At 72.8% G+C, this 19428-nt stretch carries 12 protein-coding genes; 6 read left to right on the forward strand and 6 right to left on the reverse strand.

Translation table 11 applies throughout. From position 1 onward, the window contains the following. Positions 1–8: 8 nt before the first annotated feature. The 3 genes from ACZ4IF_RS21535 to ACZ4IF_RS21545 form a co-directional block, all read right to left on the reverse strand. Positions 9–2327: a glycosyl hydrolase family 95 catalytic domain-containing protein gene (locus tag ACZ4IF_RS21535; RefSeq protein WP_467565029.1), complete on the reverse strand. Its 2319-nt coding sequence runs from the start codon at positions 2325–2327 to the stop codon at positions 9–11. A 404-nt stretch (positions 2328–2731) separates the two neighbouring features. Then, a complete protein-coding gene (locus ACZ4IF_RS21540) occupies positions 2732–3214 on the reverse strand; it encodes a DUF456 domain-containing protein (RefSeq protein ID WP_345657678.1) in 483 nt (160 codons plus the stop codon). 36 nt (positions 3215–3250) lie between these two features. Continuing rightward, positions 3251–4231: a helix-turn-helix domain-containing protein gene (locus tag ACZ4IF_RS21545; protein ID WP_467565031.1), complete on the reverse strand. Its 981-nt coding sequence runs from the start codon at positions 4229–4231 to the stop codon at positions 3251–3253. 251 nt (positions 4232–4482) lie between these two features. Between ACZ4IF_RS21545 and ACZ4IF_RS21550 the strand changes: the two genes are divergently transcribed. From ACZ4IF_RS21550 to ACZ4IF_RS21560, 3 genes are all read left to right on the forward strand, one after another. Further along, a complete protein-coding gene (locus ACZ4IF_RS21550) occupies positions 4483–8181 on the forward strand; it encodes a S8 family peptidase (protein WP_467565033.1) in 3699 nt (1232 codons plus the stop codon). Between the two features lie 198 nt (positions 8182–8379). Continuing rightward, positions 8380–9969: a protein phosphatase 2C domain-containing protein gene (locus ACZ4IF_RS21555; RefSeq protein WP_467565035.1), complete on the forward strand. Its 1590-nt coding sequence runs from the start codon at positions 8380–8382 to the stop codon at positions 9967–9969. A 62-nt stretch (positions 9970–10031) separates the two neighbouring features. After that, complete coding sequence (locus tag ACZ4IF_RS21560) at positions 10032–11774, forward strand: pyruvate dehydrogenase (protein ID WP_467565036.1); 1743 nt, start codon at positions 10032–10034, stop codon at positions 11772–11774. Positions 11775–11871: 97 nt separating this feature from the next. Here ACZ4IF_RS21560 and ACZ4IF_RS21565 read toward each other — a convergent pair whose 3' ends face one another. After that, positions 11872–14889, reverse strand: a complete 3018-nt coding sequence (locus ACZ4IF_RS21565) for an alpha-mannosidase (RefSeq protein WP_467565038.1) — start codon at positions 14887–14889, stop codon at positions 11872–11874. A gap of 222 nt (positions 14890–15111) precedes the next feature. Here ACZ4IF_RS21565 and ACZ4IF_RS21570 point away from each other — a divergent pair, with 222 nt between their 5' ends. Then, positions 15112–15558 (forward strand): ATP-binding protein, encoded by a 447-nt coding sequence (locus ACZ4IF_RS21570; RefSeq protein WP_467565040.1) that lies wholly within the window; start codon positions 15112–15114, stop codon positions 15556–15558. 65 nt (positions 15559–15623) lie between these two features. On the opposite strand, the gene ACZ4IF_RS21575 is transcribed toward ACZ4IF_RS21570, so the two are convergent. Further along, the gene (locus ACZ4IF_RS21575) at positions 15624–16664 is read right to left on the reverse strand and encodes a DUF2637 domain-containing protein (protein ID WP_467565042.1); all 1041 of its coding nucleotides are present in this window, start codon (positions 16662–16664) and stop codon (positions 15624–15626) included. A 313-nt stretch (positions 16665–16977) separates the two neighbouring features. Then, a complete protein-coding gene (locus ACZ4IF_RS21580) occupies positions 16978–17859 on the reverse strand; it encodes a (2Fe-2S)-binding protein (protein WP_467565044.1) in 882 nt (293 codons plus the stop codon). A gap of 156 nt (positions 17860–18015) precedes the next feature. Here ACZ4IF_RS21580 and ACZ4IF_RS21585 point away from each other — a divergent pair, with 156 nt between their 5' ends. Together ACZ4IF_RS21585 and ACZ4IF_RS21590 are read left to right on the forward strand one after the other, a co-directional pair. Next, positions 18016–18924: a GntR family transcriptional regulator gene (locus ACZ4IF_RS21585; protein WP_467565046.1), complete on the forward strand. Its 909-nt coding sequence runs from the start codon at positions 18016–18018 to the stop codon at positions 18922–18924. A 146-nt stretch (positions 18925–19070) separates the two neighbouring features. Beyond that, the gene (locus ACZ4IF_RS21590) at positions 19071–19382 is read left to right on the forward strand and encodes a hypothetical protein (protein WP_467565048.1); all 312 of its coding nucleotides are present in this window, start codon (positions 19071–19073) and stop codon (positions 19380–19382) included. The last annotated feature ends 46 nt before the right edge of the window (positions 19383–19428 follow it).

Here is a 19428-nt window from a genome sequence, read left to right on the forward strand (position 1 = left end):
ACCGCTCGCTACGCGGGCTGCCCCCAGCGAGGTACGGCCTCGGCAGGCCGGACCGGTGCGACGGTGAGGTCCGGGCGGTCGCCCCGCGCGGTGATCAGCGCCGACTCGCCCTTGCGCAGGGCGATGCGGATCGCGCCGTCCCCCGCGTCGGCGGTGTGCAGGGGTCGCCCGTGACCGTCGCGGACCTCGACCGGTCCCGTGATGCCGTGCCGTACGACGCAGGGTGCTCCCGCCTCGCTGAACAGCCGTACCCAGCGGGTCGTACCGCCCGTGCGGACCGCGGAGAGCAGGAAGGCGCCCTGGGTGCGGAAGTCGTGGACGGTGAGCTCGCGCCAGGCGGCGGGCAGGGCGGGGAAGACGCGGACGACTCCGCCCCATGACTGGCAGACCATGTCGTGCAGGGACTGGGCGGCGGAGAGCGGGGTCTCGATGACCGGGCCCGACTCCTTGTACATGGTGTTGGGCCGGATGAACCGGTTCATCAGCTCGCCCAGGTACGCGAGCGCGTCCTCGCCCTTGCCGAGCAGCGCGGACATCGACGCGGCGCCGGTGAAGGTGTAGCCCTGGAGGGCGCCCTCGAAGCCCACCCAGTGCGCCAGCGACCTCTCGATCAGGGCGCGTTCGTCGGGTGTGCGGCCGGTCAGCTCGTACAGCGGGTACACGGCGAGCAGGTGTGAGTAGTGGCGGTGCGACTTCGCGAACGGGATGTCGGCGCCGATCATGAAGCCGTTGGCGTCGGTCGGGTAGTCCACCCGCCGGGCGAGCACTTCGCGCCAGCGGGGCGCCGACCCGTCGTCGACACCGAGGAGTTCGGCGGACTCCAGGAGCGTGCGGCAGCCCCATGTCAGCAACATCAGGTCGTAGTTGCAGTCGCGGGTGTTGCCGCCGTACTCGGGGGAGAAGGTCGCCGGGAGGTGGAGCCGGCCGTCCGTGCCCGGCTCCAGGAAGTGCAGGTAGTAGTTGACCGCCTTGCGCAGGAGCGGGAAGAGGACGTCGCGCAGGATCGACTCGTCCATGGTGTGGCGGTAGCTGAGCCAGACGTTGTGCAGGGCCCAGGTGAGGTTGCCGACCTCGGGGGTCGGCGGGTCCTGGCCCGGGATGCCGACGCCGTAGCCGGTGAGGGTGCCGGCCGCGCCGTTGACGAGCTGCGGGTCGGTGGTGCGCGGGATGCCGAGGGAGTCGCCCCGGTACCGCTCCGCCACCTCCTTGGCGAGGTTGTCCCGGAATTCGCCCAACGCCCTGGTCACCGCGTCGAGTTCGAGGTGGTTGGAGCCGTGGATCAGCCAGTACTCCAGTTGGACGTTGAGGTTCCACCAGGTGTTCGGCCACGGCGTGGGCTCCAGCCAGGGGCCGCTGGTGGCCATCACGGGGGCGTCCCGGCGGGCGGCGGACGCCGTCTTGTACAGCTGGATCCAGTAGAAGCGCTGGAGGCGCGCGTCGGGCAGGGAGAGGAAGCTCTTGCGGTAGTGGGCGTGCCACCGGGCGCGATGCGTCCGTGCCAGTCCGTCGTACGTCAGGGCGGAGGCGCCGCGCACGGCGGCGACCGCCCGCTCCGGCGCCGTGGACTTCGGGTAGGAGTGCGCGACATGGACGTACAGGGTGCGCGTGCCGCCCCTGGTCCGCTCCCGCCACGCGGTCGCGTGTCCGCCGCCCGACAGCAACGGCTGCACGGCGGTGAGGACGCCGTCGTGTTCCACGACCTCGGCGGGCGGGTTGCCCCGGTAGCCGTCCGGCAGCGGTTTGAACGCGGCGCGCGGGCTGATGGCGTCCGCCGGGTGGAACACCCAGCGGAAGTCGCGCTCGCCCTCGCTGGGCGTCACCTCCACGGCGAGCACCGAACGGGAGTCGTGGACCAGTGCGCGCAGGGTCAGCGTGCCCTTGTCGGTGGTGAGCGTGCCGGTGAGTTCGGCGTCCTCCAGCCGCAGCCGCCAGTCCAGGCCGGTGATCGTGCCGGCCGGCTCCAGCGTGAACCAGCCGATGGGCAGGCGGGCGAGTCCGAAGAGCGAGCCGAACTCGGGGCGGTGGTCCTGCACCTCGGAGTGCTGCACGTTGAAGCGCACGGCCCTGGTCTCGGCACCCGGTTCGGCGTAGATGCCGGAACCGAGGAATCCGTTGCCGAGGAACGGGCCCTCGTACCAGGTGCGGGGCATGCGCTGCCACACCAGATCGGCGTCGTCGAGGACAGCCGTCCACGGGTCGGCGGCGGTGCTGTCCGGCTCTGCGGCCCGGGTCCGCGTCTGTGCCCGGGCCTGCGGACCGCCCGCCAGCAGTGCACCTCCCACGGCGGGTCCGGTGGCGAGCACGGTACGTCTGGACGGGCTGGGCATGGCGCCTCCTGGCGACTCGTACGGCAACACGCGCACGGTGATTCATCGGAGCTATCCCAGATGGCAACGTAGAGACGGTGCGGTAGCCCGTCAATGACTGAAGAGAGATCCGATGTGTTGATGCCTACGTGAACGGCGGCCGTATGGCTGTACTCAGGCACGCGTCCGGCACCGGTCCCGATTCCTTCGGCCCGGGTGCCGGGTGCCGGGTGCCGGGTGCCGGCTCATGGACCCGGAATCCGGGCTCGTGGACCCGTTCCCGGCTCCTCCGCCCCGGTCCCGTCGCCGGTCAGGGGGCATCCACGGCCCCGTCGGGGTCTCGGCACCCCGGGCCCGACGCCGGGCTCTGCGTCCCGGCGCCCTGCCGCCGGGTGCCCCGGCGGCCCGCCGTCAGGGGACCGGGCTCAGCCCCAGATCACCGCCCCCAGCCACGCCCCCAGGATCAGCAGGCAGGCGAAGAGCTCCGTCAGGACGCTCCAGCCGCCCGCCCGCATCAATGTCCGTACCGCCGTGCCCGCCTGTCCGTGCCCGCCCAGCCGGCGCCGTTCGCACAGGTAGATGCCGCCGAGGAAACCGGGTATCGCGCCGACCACCGGCACCAGGAAGAAGCCGAGCAGCGCCCCGAGACCGGCGTACACCGCCGTCCGGGTGGTGGCTCCGCTCGCACGCAGCCGCCGCGGCGGGAGCGCCCAGCGGATCGCCCGGGACAGCAGCAGGACCCCGGTCGCGCCGACCAGCACCCCCCACGACAGGGCGCGCGGGTCCTCCAGAGCCCACCACGCGACCGCGGCCCAGACCAGCCACGAGCCCGGCACACCGGGCACCAGTACTCCGGCCAGGCCGAGCAGCATCACCACGCCGACCGGCAGGAGTTCCCACGCTCCCATCTGCCCAGGGTGCCGGAGCGAACGGGAAGCCGCAGGTCAGTCCCGCGCCACCCAGCCCCGCTCGTACGCGTGCCAGCCGAGCTGGAGCCGCGTCGTCACCCCCGTCAGCTCCATCAGCCGCTTCACCCGGCGCTGCACGGTCCTCAGCCCCAGATCCAGCTGCTTCGCGACGCTCGCGTCGGTGAGCCCGGCGAGCAGCAGCGACAGGATCTCCAGGTCCGTGCCGTCCGGCCCGTCGGGTTCCTGCTCCAGCACGCCCCGGCTGCCGATCCGCAGGGGCAGCGCGTCCCGCCACACCGAGTCGAAGAGCCCGGACAGCAGCTCCAGCAACCCGCTCGCGTGCACGACCAGCGCGGAGGGCTCCGCCGTGTTCGAGGTGAGGGGGACCATCGCCAGCGCCCGGTCGGCGATGACCAGCTTGGTGGGGACCTGGTCCACGACCCGTACCTGTTCGTCCCGGCCGAGCGCGGCGGACAGCTCGGTGATCCCGGTCGGCACGTCGAGGACGGCGCGCTCGACGACCACCCGATAACGGACGCCCCGCCCGGCGGCCTGTTCCTCGGCGTCGTTGTCCATGCCGGAGACGGCCACGGGGTTCCCGGTGACCAGCGCGCACACCTCCTCGCTCGCCCCCAGCTGGAGCTGGAGGAAACGCTGCGAGACGGCTGCCGCGCCCATCACCACCTCGACCAGGTCGTGCACGGCGGGCTCCGCGGCCTGCGCGCGGTACTCCTCGGCGAGCAGCGCGGCCGCCAGCTCCGCCTTCTCCAGCTCGTGCCGCTGCTGGGTGAGCAGCGCGCCGAGCGCGACAGCCGGCGGCGCGGCGACCCAGCGCCCGGGCCGGGCCGACGACTGCGCCGCCAGACCGTGCCGCTCCAGCCGGCGCAGGGCGCGCTCCGTGTCGTACTCGCCGAGTGTGAGCCGTCGCGCGAGATCGGGCACGTCGGCGGCGCCCACGGACACGAGCGCCCGGTAGGCCGACTCGTGCGTCTCGTCCAGACCTATCGCTCCCAGCATGCGGCGAAGTCCCTCCCCGAGGATGCGTACCGGCCGGTCGGTGGCGTCCATGGCGGGAAACAGCCACGGCGCAAACCCGCCTGGGCACATCATCGCCGCACCACCCGCCTCTCTGCCAAGCTCACGCCACCGCAGCATCAACCACCGCCCGTAATGCCCTCCTTGGGCCTTCTTGGCCTGCGCGGATACGGCCTCACCGGTTCGTCCGGGCGCCGGCGGACACGGGTGGAGCGATCTTGGGGAGTGGGATTTTGGGGAAGACGACCGTCCGTACGGCACTGGGCGCGGCGACCGCCGCCGTCCTCGCCGTCACGGCAGCCGTGCCCGCAGGGGCCGCACACGACACGAAGAATCCGCTGACCGGAAGCGGGGCCGCCGCCTCGGGTGCCGTCGTCACGCTCGTCACCGGCGACCGCGTCCTGGTGACGAAGGACGGGGCGACCGCCCTTCCCGGCGACGACGGCACCACTCCCTTCACCCAGACCCGCCGGTCAGGCGAGGACCTGTACGTCTATCCCGCGGGAGCCGTCGCCGCCGTCGCCGCCGGCCGCGTGGACGAGGAGCTCTTCAACGTCACCGGTCTGGTCCGGCAGGGCTACGACGACGCCCACAGCGCGACCCTGCCGCTGATCGCGACGTACCGGGCGTCGGCCGCCCGCGCGGTCCCGGCCACGCCGCGCGGCGCCGAACGCGGTGTCGCGCTCGAACCGATCGACGGCGTCGCGCTCAAGGCCGACAAGAAGAAGGCCGAGGACTTCTGGGCCGACATCACGGACTCCCGCTCCCGCGCTGCGGGCGGGCTGAAGAAGCTGTGGCTCGACGAGAAGGTCCGGGCCACCCTGGACCGCTCGACCGGGCAGGTGCACGCCCCCGAGGCGTGGGCCGCGGGATACGACGGCAAGGGCACCAAGGTCGCCGTCCTGGACACCGGTGTCGATGCCGAACACCCCGACCTCAAGGGCCGGATCACCGCCTCGGAGAACTTCACGGACTCGCCGGACACGAGCGACCGCCAGGGGCACGGCACGCACACCACGTCCACCGTCGGCGGCACGGGCGCGGCGAGCGACGGCAGGAAGAAGGGTGTCGCCCCCGGCGCCGACCTGCTGAACGGCAAGGTCCTCGACGACTCCGGCTCGGGCGCGGAGTCGTGGATCATCGCCGGCATGCAGTGGGCCGTCGACCAGGGCGCCGACGTCGTCTCGATGAGCCTCGGCAACCCGGCCCGCACCGACTGCACCGACCCGATGAGCGCGGCCACGCAGCAACTCGCCGAGTCCAGCCGCGACACGCTCTTCGTCATCGCGGCCGGCAACACCGGACCCTCCCTCGACTCGGTCTCCTCGCCCGGCTGCGCGCCCGGAGTCCTCACCGTCGGCGCCGTCGACCGCGACGACTCCACGGCGTCCTTCTCCAGCCGCGGCCCGGCCTACGGCTCGCACACGCTGAAGCCGGAGATCACCGCGCCCGGTGTGGACATCTCCGCCGCCAACGCGGGCGGCCGCGGCGTCTACGCCTACCGGTCCATGAGCGGGACATCGATGGCCACCCCGCACGTGGCGGGCGCCGCCGCGATCGTCAAGCAGCGCCACCCCGACTGGGACGCGCAGCAGATCAAGGCCGCCCTCGTCTCCTCCGCGGACACGGGCATCCCCGGCGACGTCCGCGAGACCGGCGGCGGGCGGCTCGACGTCAAGGCCGCGATCGACCAGACCGTGCTGGGCGCGCCCGCCGTGCAGGGCGGCAGCTTCGCCTGGCCGCAGGACGCCGGCGACCGCAGGAGCGTCACGGTCCCCTACACCAACACCGGCCACGAACCCGTCGAGTTGAAGCTCTCCGTCGGCCGGGTCACCGGCAACGACGGTTCCCCCGTCCGCTCGTCGGTCGCCCGGCTCGGCAGCCGCGCGGTGACCGTACCCGCCGGCGGCACCGTCGAGGTACCGCTGAAGCTCGACCCCGACGCGTCGCTGACCCGCGCCCAGTACGGCGATGTCACCGGCCGTGTCCTCGCCACCGCCGACGGCGTCTCGGTCTCCACGCCCTTCTCCCTCTACGTCGAGCCGGAGACCGTCACCCTGCGGGTCGAGCTCGTCGACCGGCTCGGTGAGCCCGCAGCGTCCGGCTCGTCCGTCGACCTCATCGGCACCGACGACGCGAGCGGCGAGCGGCGCTTCAACGAGGGCGCCAACGACCAGACGTACCGCGTACGCCCCGGCAGCTACTTCCTCTCCAGCTTCGTCGCCACCCCGGCGACCGCGGGAACCCTGATCGACTCCCTGTCCTACCTGGCCCGCCCGCAGCTGGAGATACGCAAGGACACCACCGTCGTCCTCGACGCCCGGACCGCCCACCGGCTGAGCATCAGAACGGACAAGGACTCCGAACTCCGCGGCGCCACCCTCGGGTTCGCCCGCTCCTGGGACGACACCTGGCTGCACGCCGGCACGGCCGCGGGCGGACGCTCGGTGCGCGGCTACTACGCCTCCGTCGAGGGCCGGGCGAGCGACGGCACCTTCGAGTTCGACAGCTTCTGGCGCGCCGCCGCCCCGCAGATCTCCGAACTCGCCGTCGTGGGCGGCCCGAAGCTGCACCCCGTGACCGGTTCCACCAACTCCGCCAACCTCGACGGCACCGGACAGGCCCCCCTCGTGGATGCCAGGTCCGGTACGCCACAGGACCTCGCCGGCGCCAAGGGGAAGATCGCCCTCGTCGAGCTGCCGGACGGCGGAAGCGCCACGGCCGTCGCGTCGGCGGCGAAGGCGGCGGGCGCGCTGGCGGTCCTCGCCTATCGTGAGGCGCCCGGCCGCTGGTACCCCGCCACGGGCTTCACCGGCGGCCCGCTGCCCGTCCTCGCCGTACCCGCCGAGGAAGCACAGGCACTGCTCGCCGCCGGTGACGTGACCCTGCGCTGGAACGCCACCGCCAAGAGCCCGTACATGTACAACCTGGCCTTCCCGGAGACGGGTCAGATCCGCGACGCCCGCACCTACCGGGTCCACGACCGCGAACTGGCGGCCACCAGCGCCACCTACCGTGCGATGGGCACGGCCACCGACTACATCGACCTGCCCTCCGTCACCCGCCCCAACGGGCTCAGCGGCTTCTTCGGCGACCTGGAGACCGTGCCCGCGCCCTTCAGCCGTACCGAGTACCACTCGGCCGGCGCCACCGGCTGGGGACACCAGGTGTCCAGCAGCTTCCCCTGGGGCGAGTTCATGATCGACCCGGTGCGCAGCTACACGAAGGGCGAACGGCGGACCGAGGAGTGGTACGGCGGAGTCCTCTCGCCGGTGGCCCCCCTGGACTCCACCGGAGAGCAGGCACTCGCCGCCGAACGGCAGGGCAACCTGATCGGCGTGGCTCCCGGATTCTGGGGAGACGCCCAGCACCAGGGAATCCAGGGCGGGTTCGGTGACATCGGCTCCATGCAGTTGCGGCGCGACGGCGAGACGATCGGCGAGAGCTCCGTCCCCTTCGGGGTGTTCGAGGTCCCGGCCGACGACTCCGCGTACGCCCTCACCCTCCACACGATGAAGATCGGCTCGCGCGTCTGGCACCGCTCCCCGCAGACCGTCACCACCTGGTCGTTCCGCTCCCACCTCGACGAGAACGCCTACTCACAGGGCATCCCGCTGCTCTTCCCGCGCTACGGCCTGCCGGAGGACGGCCTGAAGACCCTGCCGGCCGAGGACGGGCAGCGGATCACGCTCACCGCGACCGGTCACGCGGGCTACCGGCCGGGCACGCTGACCTCGGTGAAGCTGTCGTACTCGTACGACGGCGGAGAGACCTGGAAGCAGGCCGCGACCACCCGGGACGGCGGCAAGTGGACCGCGACCGTCGATCACGGCGGAGCACAGGGCGAGCAGGTCACCCTCAGGACCGAACTGACCGACAGCAACGGCAACTCGGTCGTCCAGACCGTGACCCGGGCCTACGACGTGCGCTAGGCCCCGGTCACCGGAACGCCGCCGGACGGTCCTCCCGTGGGGGGTGGGGCCGTCCGGCGGCCTGCTGTGCGCACGATCGCGCCCCGGTCGCACCACCGTTCGAGGCGTCGTCCGGCATGCCGTTCGACAGCCAGTCCCTTGGCCGGTTTTTCCGGATGCCCCGTTTTCAACCTGCCTCCGCGGTGGACAATTAGGGGCATGAGCCAGCAGGGGGAGAAGCCCACCGGTCATGAGGACGACTGGTGGAGGCAGTTGTACGACGACTCCACCGAGGACACGGGACCCGCCACCGCGGCCGATTCCCTGGACGACCGGTTCGCCTCGGCCGCCGGGACGGTCGAGCTGCGGCCCGGCACGGGACCGGACGCGCCCGTGGCCGATGTCCCGTCCCCGCCGGAGCGGCCCCCCGCGGTGCCCGGGCAGCGCGGTGACGGCCGTTCCCACCCCGGCCGGTGGGAGCGCCACGACCCGCCCGCGGCACCTCCCGAGGCCGAGCCCCCGCTCCGGCGCAGCGGCCTCACCCGGGAGCCCGCCCCGTGGGAGCCCCCGCCCCCCGGACCACCCGCACCCGCCGCCTTCCCGCCCGGGCCCACGCCGCCCGGGTTCCGCCCGCAGGAACCCCCGAGCGACGCCCGGCCGGAGGCGGGCGACCCCGGGCCCGGCCCCGCGCCGCTCGCGCAGGTACCCGCGTCGCGAACGCCCGCCGACCCACCGCCCCCGCCGCCCGCGCCTCCCGCGGTCCCGGAGGACGCCTCGCCCCCCGCCGCACCGAAGGAGGTGCCCGCCCGGGAGACCGCCCTCGACCCACCCCCTCCGCCGCCCTCCGTCGGGCACGTCGGTTCCGGCCCGCCCACCTATGCCGCCGAACCCACCGCCCTCCCGCCCGCCGATCCGGACGACCTCGGCGACCTCGTCGCCGACACGGTCCTGGACGGCGCCCGCTACGGGACCAGCACCCTGCGGGCCGTGTCCGCGCGCGGCGATTCCGCCCGCTACCGCGGCGAGCCGCGCAGGGACTCGCTCCTCACCGCCCGCTTCGGGACGGGGGAACAGGCGCTGGTCCTGGTGGCGATGGCGACCGGGGCACGCGCCACCCCCGGCGCCCACCGGGCGGCCGCCGAGGTGTGCCAGTGGATCGGACAGGCCGTGGGCCGCAGCCACGCCCGGCTGGCCAAGGACATCCGTGCCGCCCGGCGCGGCGACCTGAAGTCCGGACTGCACCGGCTCACCGACCGCAGCTTCGGCAGGCTCCGGGCGAGCGCCGCCGAACAGGGCGTCGAACCGGAGGAGTACACCGCCAGTCTGCGCTGCCTGCTGCTGCCCGCCGACCCGCAGTGCCGCACCCGGGTGTTCTTCGGCGTCGGCCCCGGCGGACTGTTCCGGCTGCGGGACGGCGAGTGGCAGGACATCGAGCCGCGTGTCGCCGAGGCCACCGGCGAGCCCGTCGTCGGCTTCGGGTCACTGCCCCACGAGACGCCCGAGGGCGACCGGCTCACCATGGACCTGGGCATCACCACACCTCCGAGTCCCTACGAACCGGCCCCCGAGCCGCCGCGCGACCCGTTCCGCTTCCGCGCCTCGGTCGCCCGCCCGGGTGACACCCTGCTGCTGTGCAGCGCGGGCCTCGCGGACCCGCTGCGCGGCGAACCCGGACTCGCCGAGCACCTCACGACGCGGTGGTCGTCGGCAGCACAGCCGCCCGGTCTCCCCGCGTTCCTCGCCGACACACTGGTACGGGTCAAGGGCTACGCCGATGACCGTACGGCCGCGGCCGTTTGGGAGGCGTAACAGCGCGCCGTGTGAATTCATGGACCCAAGGGATCCGAGGAGCACAAAGGGGTGCGTGAGGCATGGCCAAGCAGAACGTCGCCGAACAGTTCGTCGACATCCTCGTCCGCGCGGGCGTCGAGCGCATGTACGGGGTGGTCGGCGACAGCCTGAACCCGGTCGTCGACGCGATCAGGCGCAACTCCGCCATCGACTGGATCCATGTCCGGCACGAGGAGACGGCGGCGTTCGCCGCGGGCGCCGAGGCCCAGATCACCGGGAAGCTCACGGCCTGCGCCGGCTCCTGCGGCCCCGGCAACCTGCACCTCATCAACGGCCTGTACGACGCCCACCGCTCCATGGCCCCCGTCCTGGCCCTCGCCTCGCACATCCCCTCCAGCGAGATCGGTCTCGGCTACTTCCAGGAGACCCACCCCGACCGGCTCTTCCAGGAGTGCAGCCACTACAGCGAGCTGATCTCCAGCCCGAAGCAGATGCCCCGGGTCCTGCAGACCGCCATCCAGCACGCCGTCGGCCGGTCCGGCGTCAGCGTCGTCACGCTGCCCGGTGACATCGCCGACGAACCGGCCCCGGAGAAGCCCGTCGAGACCGCGCTCGTCACCTCGCGGCCCAGCGTCCGCCCCGGCGACACGGAGATCGACAAGCTCGTCGCGATGATCGACGAGGCGGAGAAGGTCACCCTGTTCTGCGGCAGCGGCACGGCCGGCGCGCACTCCGAGGTCATGGAGTTCGCCGGGAAGATCAAGTCCCCGGTCGGACACGCGCTGCGCGGCAAGGAATGGATCCAGTACGACAACCCGTACGACGTCGGCATGAGCGGACTGCTCGGCTACGGCGCCGCCTACGAGGCCACCCACGAGTGCGATCTGCTGATCCTGCTCGGCACCGACTTCCCGTACAACGCCTTCCTGCCCGACGACGTCAGGATCGCCCAGGTCGACGTGCGGCCCGAGCACCTGGGCCGTCGCTCCAAGCTGGACCTCGCGGTCTGGGGCGACGTGAAGGAGACCCTGCGCTGTCTGATCCCGCGCGTGAAGCCCAAGGGGAACCGGCGCTTCCTGGACAAGATGCTGAAGAAGCACGCGGACGCCCTCGAAGGAGTCGTCAAGGCGTACACCCGCAAGGTCGAGAAGCACGTGCCGATCCACCCCGAGTACGTCGCCTCGGTCCTCGACGAACTCGCCGACGAGGACGCGGTGTTCACCGTCGACACCGGCATGTGCAACGTCTGGGCCGCCCGCTACATCTCGCCCAACGGCAGCCGCCGCGTGATCGGTTCGTTCTCGCACGGCTCGATGGCCAACGCGCTGCCGATGGCGATCGGCGCGCAGTTCACCGACCGCAAGCGGCAGGTCGTGTCGATGTCCGGCGACGGCGGATTCGCCATGCTGATGGGAGACTTCCTCACCCTCGTCCAGTACGACCTGCCGGTGAAGGTCGTCCTCTTCAACAACTCCTCGCTGAGCATGGTCGAGCTGGAGATGCTGGTCGCCGGGCTGCCCTCGTACGGCACTTCGAACAAGAATCCCGACTTCGCGGCGGTGGCCCGCGCCTGCGGGGCGTACGGCGTCCGCGTCGAGAAGCCCAAGCAGCTCGCCGGTGCCCTGAAGGACGCCTTCAGCCACAAGGGTCCGGCTCTCGTCGACATCGTCACCGACCCCAACGCCCTCTCCATCCCGCCGAAGATCAGCGCGGAGATGGTGACGGGCTTCGCGCTGTCGGCGTCGAAGATGGTGCTCGACGGAGGCGTCGGACGGATGGTGCAGATGGCCCGCTCGAACCTGCGCAACGTGCCGCGGCCGTAGGCTCCGCCCGGGCTGCCCGTGCCGACGGGTCCCCCGACGACCGAGGGGACCCGCCGGCGAGCAGGGCGCCGACGGTACGGAGCGAGTGCCGACGCGGCTACGCCGGGCGCAGCCGCAGCGTCAGGATCTGGAACGGTCGCAGGGTGATGGGTCCCGTCGTTTCGTGGAGCGGCCGTTCCAGCAGGTCCGTCACCTCGGTACGGGCCACGGGGAAGCCGGCGGTCAGCTCGCAGCGCGCCCGGCCGCCCCGGGACTCGTACAGCCGCACCACCACGTCGCCGCTGCGGTCCTCGGCGAGCTTGACCGACTCGACGGTGACGGCCGGATTGTCGAGACTGACCAGGGGAGCGAGTGCCGGCGCCCCGGCCACGCGCAGCGGCAGGTTGAGCGCGAGTCCCTCCGCGACGGCGTCACCCACCTCCGCACCGGGCAGCAGCGCGTACGTGAACCGGTGGGTGCCGAGATCGGTCTCGGGGTCCGGGCTGTGCGGGGCGCGCAGCAGCGTCAGCCGCACGGTCGTGCCGAGACCGTCCTCGTGCGCGCAGCGGGTCACGTCATGGCCGTACGTCGAGTCGTTGAGGACCGCCACGCCGTACCCGTCCTCGGCGACCCGCAGCCACCGGTGGGCGCAGATCTCGAACCGGGCGGCGTCCCAGCCGGTGTTGGCGTGGGTGGGACGGTGGACATGGCCGAACTGGATCTCGGCGGCGGAGCGTTCGGCGTGCACGTCGAGAGGGAAGGCGGCCTTGAGGACCTTCTCCGACTCCCGCCAGTCGACCTCGGTCACCACGTCCAGTCTGCGGGCCGTCGCCGTCAGCCGGATGTCCTGGACGATCCGGGAGCCGCCGAAGGCGCGGGTGACCCGCACGACGGCCCGCAGCGGTCCGCTCTCCACGAGTTCCACCGACTCGGCGTCCGTCAGGTCCGTGCGGGTGCGCCGGTAGTGCCGGTCGATGTCCCAGGCGTCCCAGGCGTTGGGGTGGTCGGGGTGGAGCTGCAGCAGGTTGCCGGGACCGCACAGCACTTCCCGGCCGCGCGCGAGGTCCCGTACGGAGGTGAGCAGCCCGTCGCGGTCGATCCGTACCCGCAGCCACTCGTTCTCCAGCACGATCGTGTCGTCCGACCGCTCGGCCCGTCCCCGGGCGCCCGCCGGGTCCGCCGTGTCCGGCATCGCGGCGCTCCCCAGCCCGGGCACGGTCACCAGCGCGTCCGCGACCACTTCCGTCCGCTCGTACGGCGAGGCGTTCAGCACGGCGGGCGCGCCGGAGCCCAGTGCCCGCACGGCCCGGGCGGTCAGCTCGTCCACCTCGGCCAGCACCCGCGCGTACGTCTCCCGCGCCTCGCGGTGCACCCAGGCGATCGACGACCCGGGCAGGATGTCGTGGAACTGGTGCAGCAGCACGGTCTTCCACAGCCGGTCGAGCGCGTCGTACGGATAGGCGTACGACGGTTCGCGCAGCGCGGCGGTCGTGCACCACAACTCGGCCTCGCGCAGGGCGTGTTCGGAGCGTCGGTTGCCCTGCTTGGTCTTCGCCTGCGTGGTGTAGGTGGCCCGGTGGAGTTCCAGATACAGCTCGCCCGACCACACGGGCGCGTGGGCCCCGTACTCCTCCTCGGCCGCCGCGAAGAACGCCGAGGGCCTCTCGATCTCGACGCGCGGCGAGCCCTCCAGGGAGCGCAGCCGCCGCGCCTTCTCCAGCATCTCGCGGGTCGGACCGCCCCCGCCGTCGCCCCAGCCGAACGGCACGAGCGACCGGGTGGCCCGGCCCTTCTCCGCGAAGTTGCGTTCGGCGTGGGCGAGTTCGCGGCCGTGGAACTGCGAGTTGTAGGTGTCGACGGGCGGGAAGTGGGTGAAGACACGGGTCCCGTCGATGCCCTCCCACCAGAACGTGTGGTGGGGCATCCGGTTGGACTGGTTCCAGCTCAGTTTCTGGGTGAGGAACCAGCGGACACCCGCGAGCTTCGCCAGCTGCGGGAAGGCGGCCGTGTAGCCGAAGGAGTCCGGCAGCCAGATCTCCTCGGTCTCGACGCCGAACTCCTCCCGGAAGAACCGCTTGCCGTGCACGATCTGCCGGGCCAGTGCCTCACCGCCGGGCATGTTGGCGTCCGACTCCACCCACATGGAGCCGACCGGGGCCCAGTTTCCTTCCTCCACGGCCTTCTTGATGCGTTCCCAGATGTGCGGCTGGTGCTCCTTCACCCAGGCGTACTGCTGGGCCTGCGAGCACGCGAACACCAGCTCGGGATAGTCACCGGCCAGTGCGGTGACGTTGGCGAAGGTGCGGGACGCCTTGCGGACCGTCTCGCGCAGCGGCCACAGCCACGCCGAGTCGATGTGGGCGTGCCCGGTCGCCGAGATCCGGTGCGCGCTCGCGGCCGCGGGCCGGGACAGCACCTCCGTGAGCGCGCCGCGGGCCGCGGGCGCCGTGCCGGGCACGTCGTGCAGGTCCAGGACGTCCAGCATGTCCTCCAGCGCCCGCAGGATCTCGTGCCGCCGCGGCCGGCCCGCGTCCAGTTCGTGCATCAGCTCCGAGAGCACCTCGATGTCGAGGACGAGTCGCCACACGTCGGGGTCGAGTACGGCGAGATCGGCAGCCGCGAATCGGTAGACGAGCCCATCGCCTGCGGTCAGCACGTCCCCGAGGTGCGTGGGCTCGAAGCCGTGCAGGACCGCCGGGTTGGCCGCCGCCTCCAGCAGCAGGTGCACGGCCTCGCCTCCCCTCGCGGGCGCACCGACCGTCAGGTGCCGGTTGCGGGGGTGGATGCCCTTCAGGGGCACGCCGGAGGCGTCGTGCAGGAGCCCCTCCGCCTGGAAGCCGGGGCCGTCACCCGTGAACCCGGGGTCGACGATCACCTCGACGTGCCGGCCCGCCCACTCCTCGGGCACCCGGCCCTCGATGCGGAACCAGCTCGTCGACCAGGGCTTTCCCCAGAGCGTGCCGGTGGTGAAGGGCTCGTAGGCGGCCTGGAGCGCCTGGTCGACGGGGACCGGTTCGCCGGGCACGTGCCACACGGACAGGGCGAGCGGGAGCCGGTCGGTGTACTGCGCGGGGCGCAGGAACTGCCGCAGCGCGCGCTCCAGGCGCGCCTCCACCAGCGAACGGTCGTCGTGCACGGCGGCTCCTCGGCGCTCGGACGGCTCTGTCCCGAGTGTGCCTTCCCCGCGTGAACACCGCGCACCCGCGTCACCCCGGCGGGTGGTTGACGATTCGACATGACTGCCGCGTTCCCGCCTGGGCATGGATCCCCGTGAACGTGTTCGAACCGGAGGGGAACCGACATCGGCACGCAGGCGGGGGTCATGAAGAGGCAGGCACGAGGAGGTGGTCCCACGGCCATGGGGGCCTCCTCCGCCAAGGCAGTGGAGGAAGCGGACGGGGCGTGCGACGGGGAGGACGGCGCGCAGCTCAGGCGCCGGCTGGGCAGGGCGGACCTGCGGGCGGTGCCCGAGGTGCGCAGGGCTCTGCGGGAGCTGTTGCGGCACTGGGGCAGGCCGGGATGCTCCGAGATAGCCGAGCTGCTGACCAGCGAGCTCGTCACCAACGCCCTCATCCACACCGACCGCGACGCGGTCCTGACGGCCACCGTCGGTCCCCGCGGACTCCGCGTCGAGGTCCGGGACTTCGTGGGACGCAGGCCCAGGGTGCGGTTGCCGGACGCCGGCGACGGCACGCACGGCAGAGGCCTGGTTCTCGTCCAGTCCCTGGCCGACGCCTGGGGGGTACGGGCGCACGGCGTGGGCAAGGCCGTGTGGTTCGAACTGGACGGCGGCGCGGTGTCGTAGCCACCGCGCCGCCGTGGTGTTGTCCGGGCCCGGCCGGGCCGTCCGGCTCGTGCGGACCGGGGACCTCAGCCGAACTGCTGCTCGAGGTCCTTCAGCTTGCGCTCCAGCGAGTCGAGTCGCGGCAGGGCCATCGTGTCGTCCTCCGCGGTGAGGTCGACGGTGATCGGCTCAGCGCTCTTGCGGACGGGAGTGAGGGACGGCCGTGAGCGCACGGGCAGCTGCTCCGCGGTGGATATGGCAGGCTCCGCGGAGGCCTGGCCCGGCGCCCGCTCCACCGTCGCGGTCTCCAGCTCCCTGCCACCGCCGCGGCCGGCCAGCCCTCGGTGACCCCGGCTCAGCGCCTTGAGGTGAGCGCGCTCGACCCGCTCCTGCTCCCGGCGGCGCAGCCGGTTCTGCTCCTTCTGGCGCCGGTCCTCGCGGACCTCCTCGACGGCCTCGTCCAGGCTGCGGACGTTCTCCAGGAGCATCAGCGACCAGGCGCCGTACGTCTCCCGGGGCGCGCGCAGCCAGCGGACGATACGGATCTGCGGCAGCGGACGCGGGACCAGGCCCTGCTCGCGCAGCGCGGCACGCCGGGTCTGCTTCAGCGCGCGGTCGAACAGCACCGCGGCCGACAGGGACATGCCCGCGAAGAACTGCGGGGCGCCCGCGTGGTCGATGCCCCGGGGAGCGTGCACCCAGTTGAACCAGGCCGCGGCACCCGCGAACGTCCACACGAGTATCCGGGAGCCGAGCGCCGCGTCACCGTGGCTGGCCTCGCGCACCGCGAGGACGGAGCAGAACATGGCCGCGCCGTCCAGGCCGAACGGGACGAGGTACTCCCAGCCGTCGGAGAGGCCGAGGTTCTGCTCGCCGAAGCCGACCAGACCGTGGAAGGACAGCGCCGCGGCAACCGCGGCGCAGCAGAACAACAGCACGTAGGAGGCCGTGCCGTAGATGGCCTCCTTGCGCCTGCGACGCTCCTCGCTGCGCTCCCACGAGTCGTCGCTGCCCGCGCTCTCCCCGGACCGTTTGCCGCGCGCGAGCACCGCCACCGCCGCCAGCAGTCCCAGGAGCAAGACGCCGCCCGGAAGCAGCCAGTTCAGCGATATGTCGGTCAGTCTCATCTGGGGTCCCTTGCATTGGGATAGGGCGTAACGCCCGCCATAGTGGCCCAATCCCGTCAGCCCTCAGGGGGTTTCGGGGCAAGAGGCCGCCAAGGGAGTGCAAGGGGATGCGCAGGGCGGCATTCTGCTCGAACTGCCGCGCGAGGGTCGGGAGTTGAGTACGAATAAGATTACCCGTACGGATGGTTCGACGGAAAGTTCCTGCGGCAGGTGAGGAAGTTGTGAATCGACTGCGATCCGCGAAGCCTCACCGTGCGGGGGGTCGCCGGAGTTGATCTCAGGGCACTCGTCGGCCGCTCCCGCCCGGAGCGGCTCAACCCGCCGTGGCCGCCGCCGACTTGGCCACCCGGTCCGCGTCGCAGGTGCGCGGGCAGGTGGTGCAGGTGTCCTCCGGGCGCAGCGTGTAGAAGAAGCAGCAGGTCACCCGGTCGCGGGTGGGCAGGGACTCGCCGTTCGGGCCGGTCAGCTCGCGGAACGCGGCGGAGCCGGCGTACGGCTGGGTCGACCCCGGCAGCAGCAGCTCCAGCTCGCGCATCGCCCGCCGCTCCTCGCCGAGCAGATGCGCGATGTACCAGAGCCCCTCGACGACCTCGTCGGTCGCCATGCCCCACAGTGCCCGGCCGCGCCGCCGCATGCGGGGGCCGAAGCCGCCGAGGACCGGCTCCAGGTGCTCGGCCACCGCGGCCCGCACCTCCGCGCGCAGCGCCTCCTCGTCGGGGACGACCCGGGCGCCCGGCAGCGCGGCCGCGGGGTCGCCGGGCAGGCAGGCGAACGCCGAGACGCGGACGGCCATGCTGCCGAGCGTGCGCTCGTATGTGACGTCCTCCACAGCGAAGCGGGGGACCCGACGCCGCAGGAACCACGGCACGGTGATCAGCAGACAGGCCGGCCAGGCGTACCGGTGCAGTCCGAAGCCGGCCACGACGTCGGGGCGCGCCCGCTGTCCGTAGTCCCGGATCACCTGCTCCTCGTCCCATGCGAGGAACGCGTCGAGGTCTGTACCGCCCGCCGCCAACCCCGCTGCGCAGACCCATCCCTCGCCCGACGGTGCCGCCTCGCCGGCGCCCAGCTCGCGGACGCTCAGCCCGGAGAAGACCTCGGTCAGCCGTGCGTACGCGTCCCCGAAGGGCGACGGTCGCCCGGGAGTGGCCGGGGTGTCCGTGGCCGGTCCGTCGGACAGGGCGGTAGTGGGCATGCGGGACCATCCGCTTCACGATCGTTAGCAGGTAAGCCTTACCTTACCCGTCATGTCGGGTGTTTGAACTGAGGCCATGTGCGCCTATGGTGCTTGACGGACGGGTAACAACCGCCGCAATGACCCCCAAGTACCACCAAGCCCGGAGGAGGACCCGTGGAGCAGTCCGGTCCGCGCAGTGCGCACGGCTCCGCAGGCGCGGGGACCCCGGACATCCGTCCGGGGGCCGTCCGGGTGCCCGCACAGCCGACGGCCGCGGACATGGACCGGGGCATGGGCAGGGAGCGGACGCGGGGCGGTGTCCCCGACGGTGCCGTGTCCGGCGCGGGCGCCGTCCGGGGTGTGACCGGACCCGAGGCCGGGGGCCTGGTCCGCGCCCGCGGCGAGCACACGCACAGCGAGCCGCCCCTCCCGCGCCCCCGGGTCGAGGGCGTCCGCCCGGTCGTGCAGCGCTCCTCCGTGCGCGGGCAGATCCTGGACGCCCTGCGCACCGCGCTCGTCGCGGGCGAGCTCGCCCCGGGGGAGGTGTACTCGGCACCCGTGCTCGGCGAACGGTTCGGGGTGTCCGCGACCCCCGTACGGGAGGCGATGCAGCAGCTCGCACTGGAGGGCGCGGTCGAGGTCGTCCCCAACCGGGGTTTCCGGGTCGTCGAACGCGGCACCCGGGAACTGGGCGAGCTCGCCGAGGTCCGCGCCCTGATCGAGGTGCCGGTGATGCTGCGCCTCGCGCGCACCGTGCCCGCCGGGCGCTGGGCGGAGCTGCGTCCCCTCGCCGAGGCCACCGCGCGCGCCGCGTCCTCCGGCTGCCGCGCCACCTATGCCGAGTCCGACCGGGCCTTCCACCGCGCGGTGCTGGCGCTGTCCGGGAACAACCAGCTGGTGCAGATCGCGGACGACCTGCACCGGCGCGCCCAGTGGCCGCTCGTCGGCGGTCCCGTCTCCCGGGGCCGGGCCGACCTGGTCGCCGACGCGGCCGAACACACCGCCCTCCTCGACGCGTTGATTGCCGAGGACCTGCCGGTCGTGCAGTCGCTGGTGCGCGAGCACTTCGCCGGGGCGTCCTGACCCCACCGGCGGGCACCCTTCCGCCGCTTCGTGTCACGGACCGGTATCCGCCGCGCAACACACCGTGACGCCGGGAACCCGGCGCGCGGCGCGGGCGTGGCCCCCGGTGCACGGCGAGAGCCGGACCGACACCGGGGGAGATTCCGATGCCCGACCCGTCCTGGACGGCCCAGCAGCAAGCCCAGCAGGCCGCGCAGCAGGCGCAGCAGATCCACCGGAACCACGTACGCAGCCACCGCGAGATGCACGACACGGCCCGCGCCCACGCGCGCCACTCCGGGGCGCCCCATCCGCACCGCCCCGCGCCGTACGGCGGCGGCCGGAGCGGGGGACTGCGTGGCTTCCTCACCCTCCTGGTGATCGTGGGCGTGGTCGTCTACCTGGCCCGTGACCCCGAACTCCGCACCACGGTCCAGGAGTTCGCCCGCACCCTGTTGGCCCGCGCCCAGAGCGGCTGACGCACGGGCGGGCGCGTACGGCGGCCTGCTACCCGGTCCGAGCCCG

The organism is Streptomyces sp. NPDC025784, from assembly GCF_055558435.1.

Coding starts and splice junctions, on each gene's coding strand:
- ACZ4IF_RS21535 (WP_467565029.1), bottom strand. CDS start 2,327: ATGCCCAGCCCGTCCAGACGTACCGTGCTCGCCACCGGACCCGCCGTG.
- ACZ4IF_RS21540 (WP_345657678.1), bottom strand. CDS start 3,214: ATGGGAGCGTGGGAACTCCTGCCGGTCGGCGTGGTGATGCTGCTCGGC.
- ACZ4IF_RS21545 (WP_467565031.1), bottom strand. CDS start 4,231: ATGCTGGGAGCGATAGGTCTGGACGAGACGCACGAGTCGGCCTACCGG.
- ACZ4IF_RS21555 (WP_467565035.1), top strand. CDS start 8,380: ATGAGCCAGCAGGGGGAGAAGCCCACCGGTCATGAGGACGACTGGTGG.
- ACZ4IF_RS21560 (WP_467565036.1), top strand. CDS start 10,032: ATGGCCAAGCAGAACGTCGCCGAACAGTTCGTCGACATCCTCGTCCGC.
- ACZ4IF_RS21570 (WP_467565040.1), top strand. CDS start 15,112: ATGGGGGCCTCCTCCGCCAAGGCAGTGGAGGAAGCGGACGGGGCGTGC.
- ACZ4IF_RS21575 (WP_467565042.1), bottom strand. CDS start 16,664: ATGAGACTGACCGACATATCGCTGAACTGGCTGCTTCCGGGCGGCGTC.
- ACZ4IF_RS21580 (WP_467565044.1), bottom strand. CDS start 17,859: ATGCCCACTACCGCCCTGTCCGACGGACCGGCCACGGACACCCCGGCC.
- ACZ4IF_RS21590 (WP_467565048.1), top strand. CDS start 19,071: ATGCCCGACCCGTCCTGGACGGCCCAGCAGCAAGCCCAGCAGGCCGCG.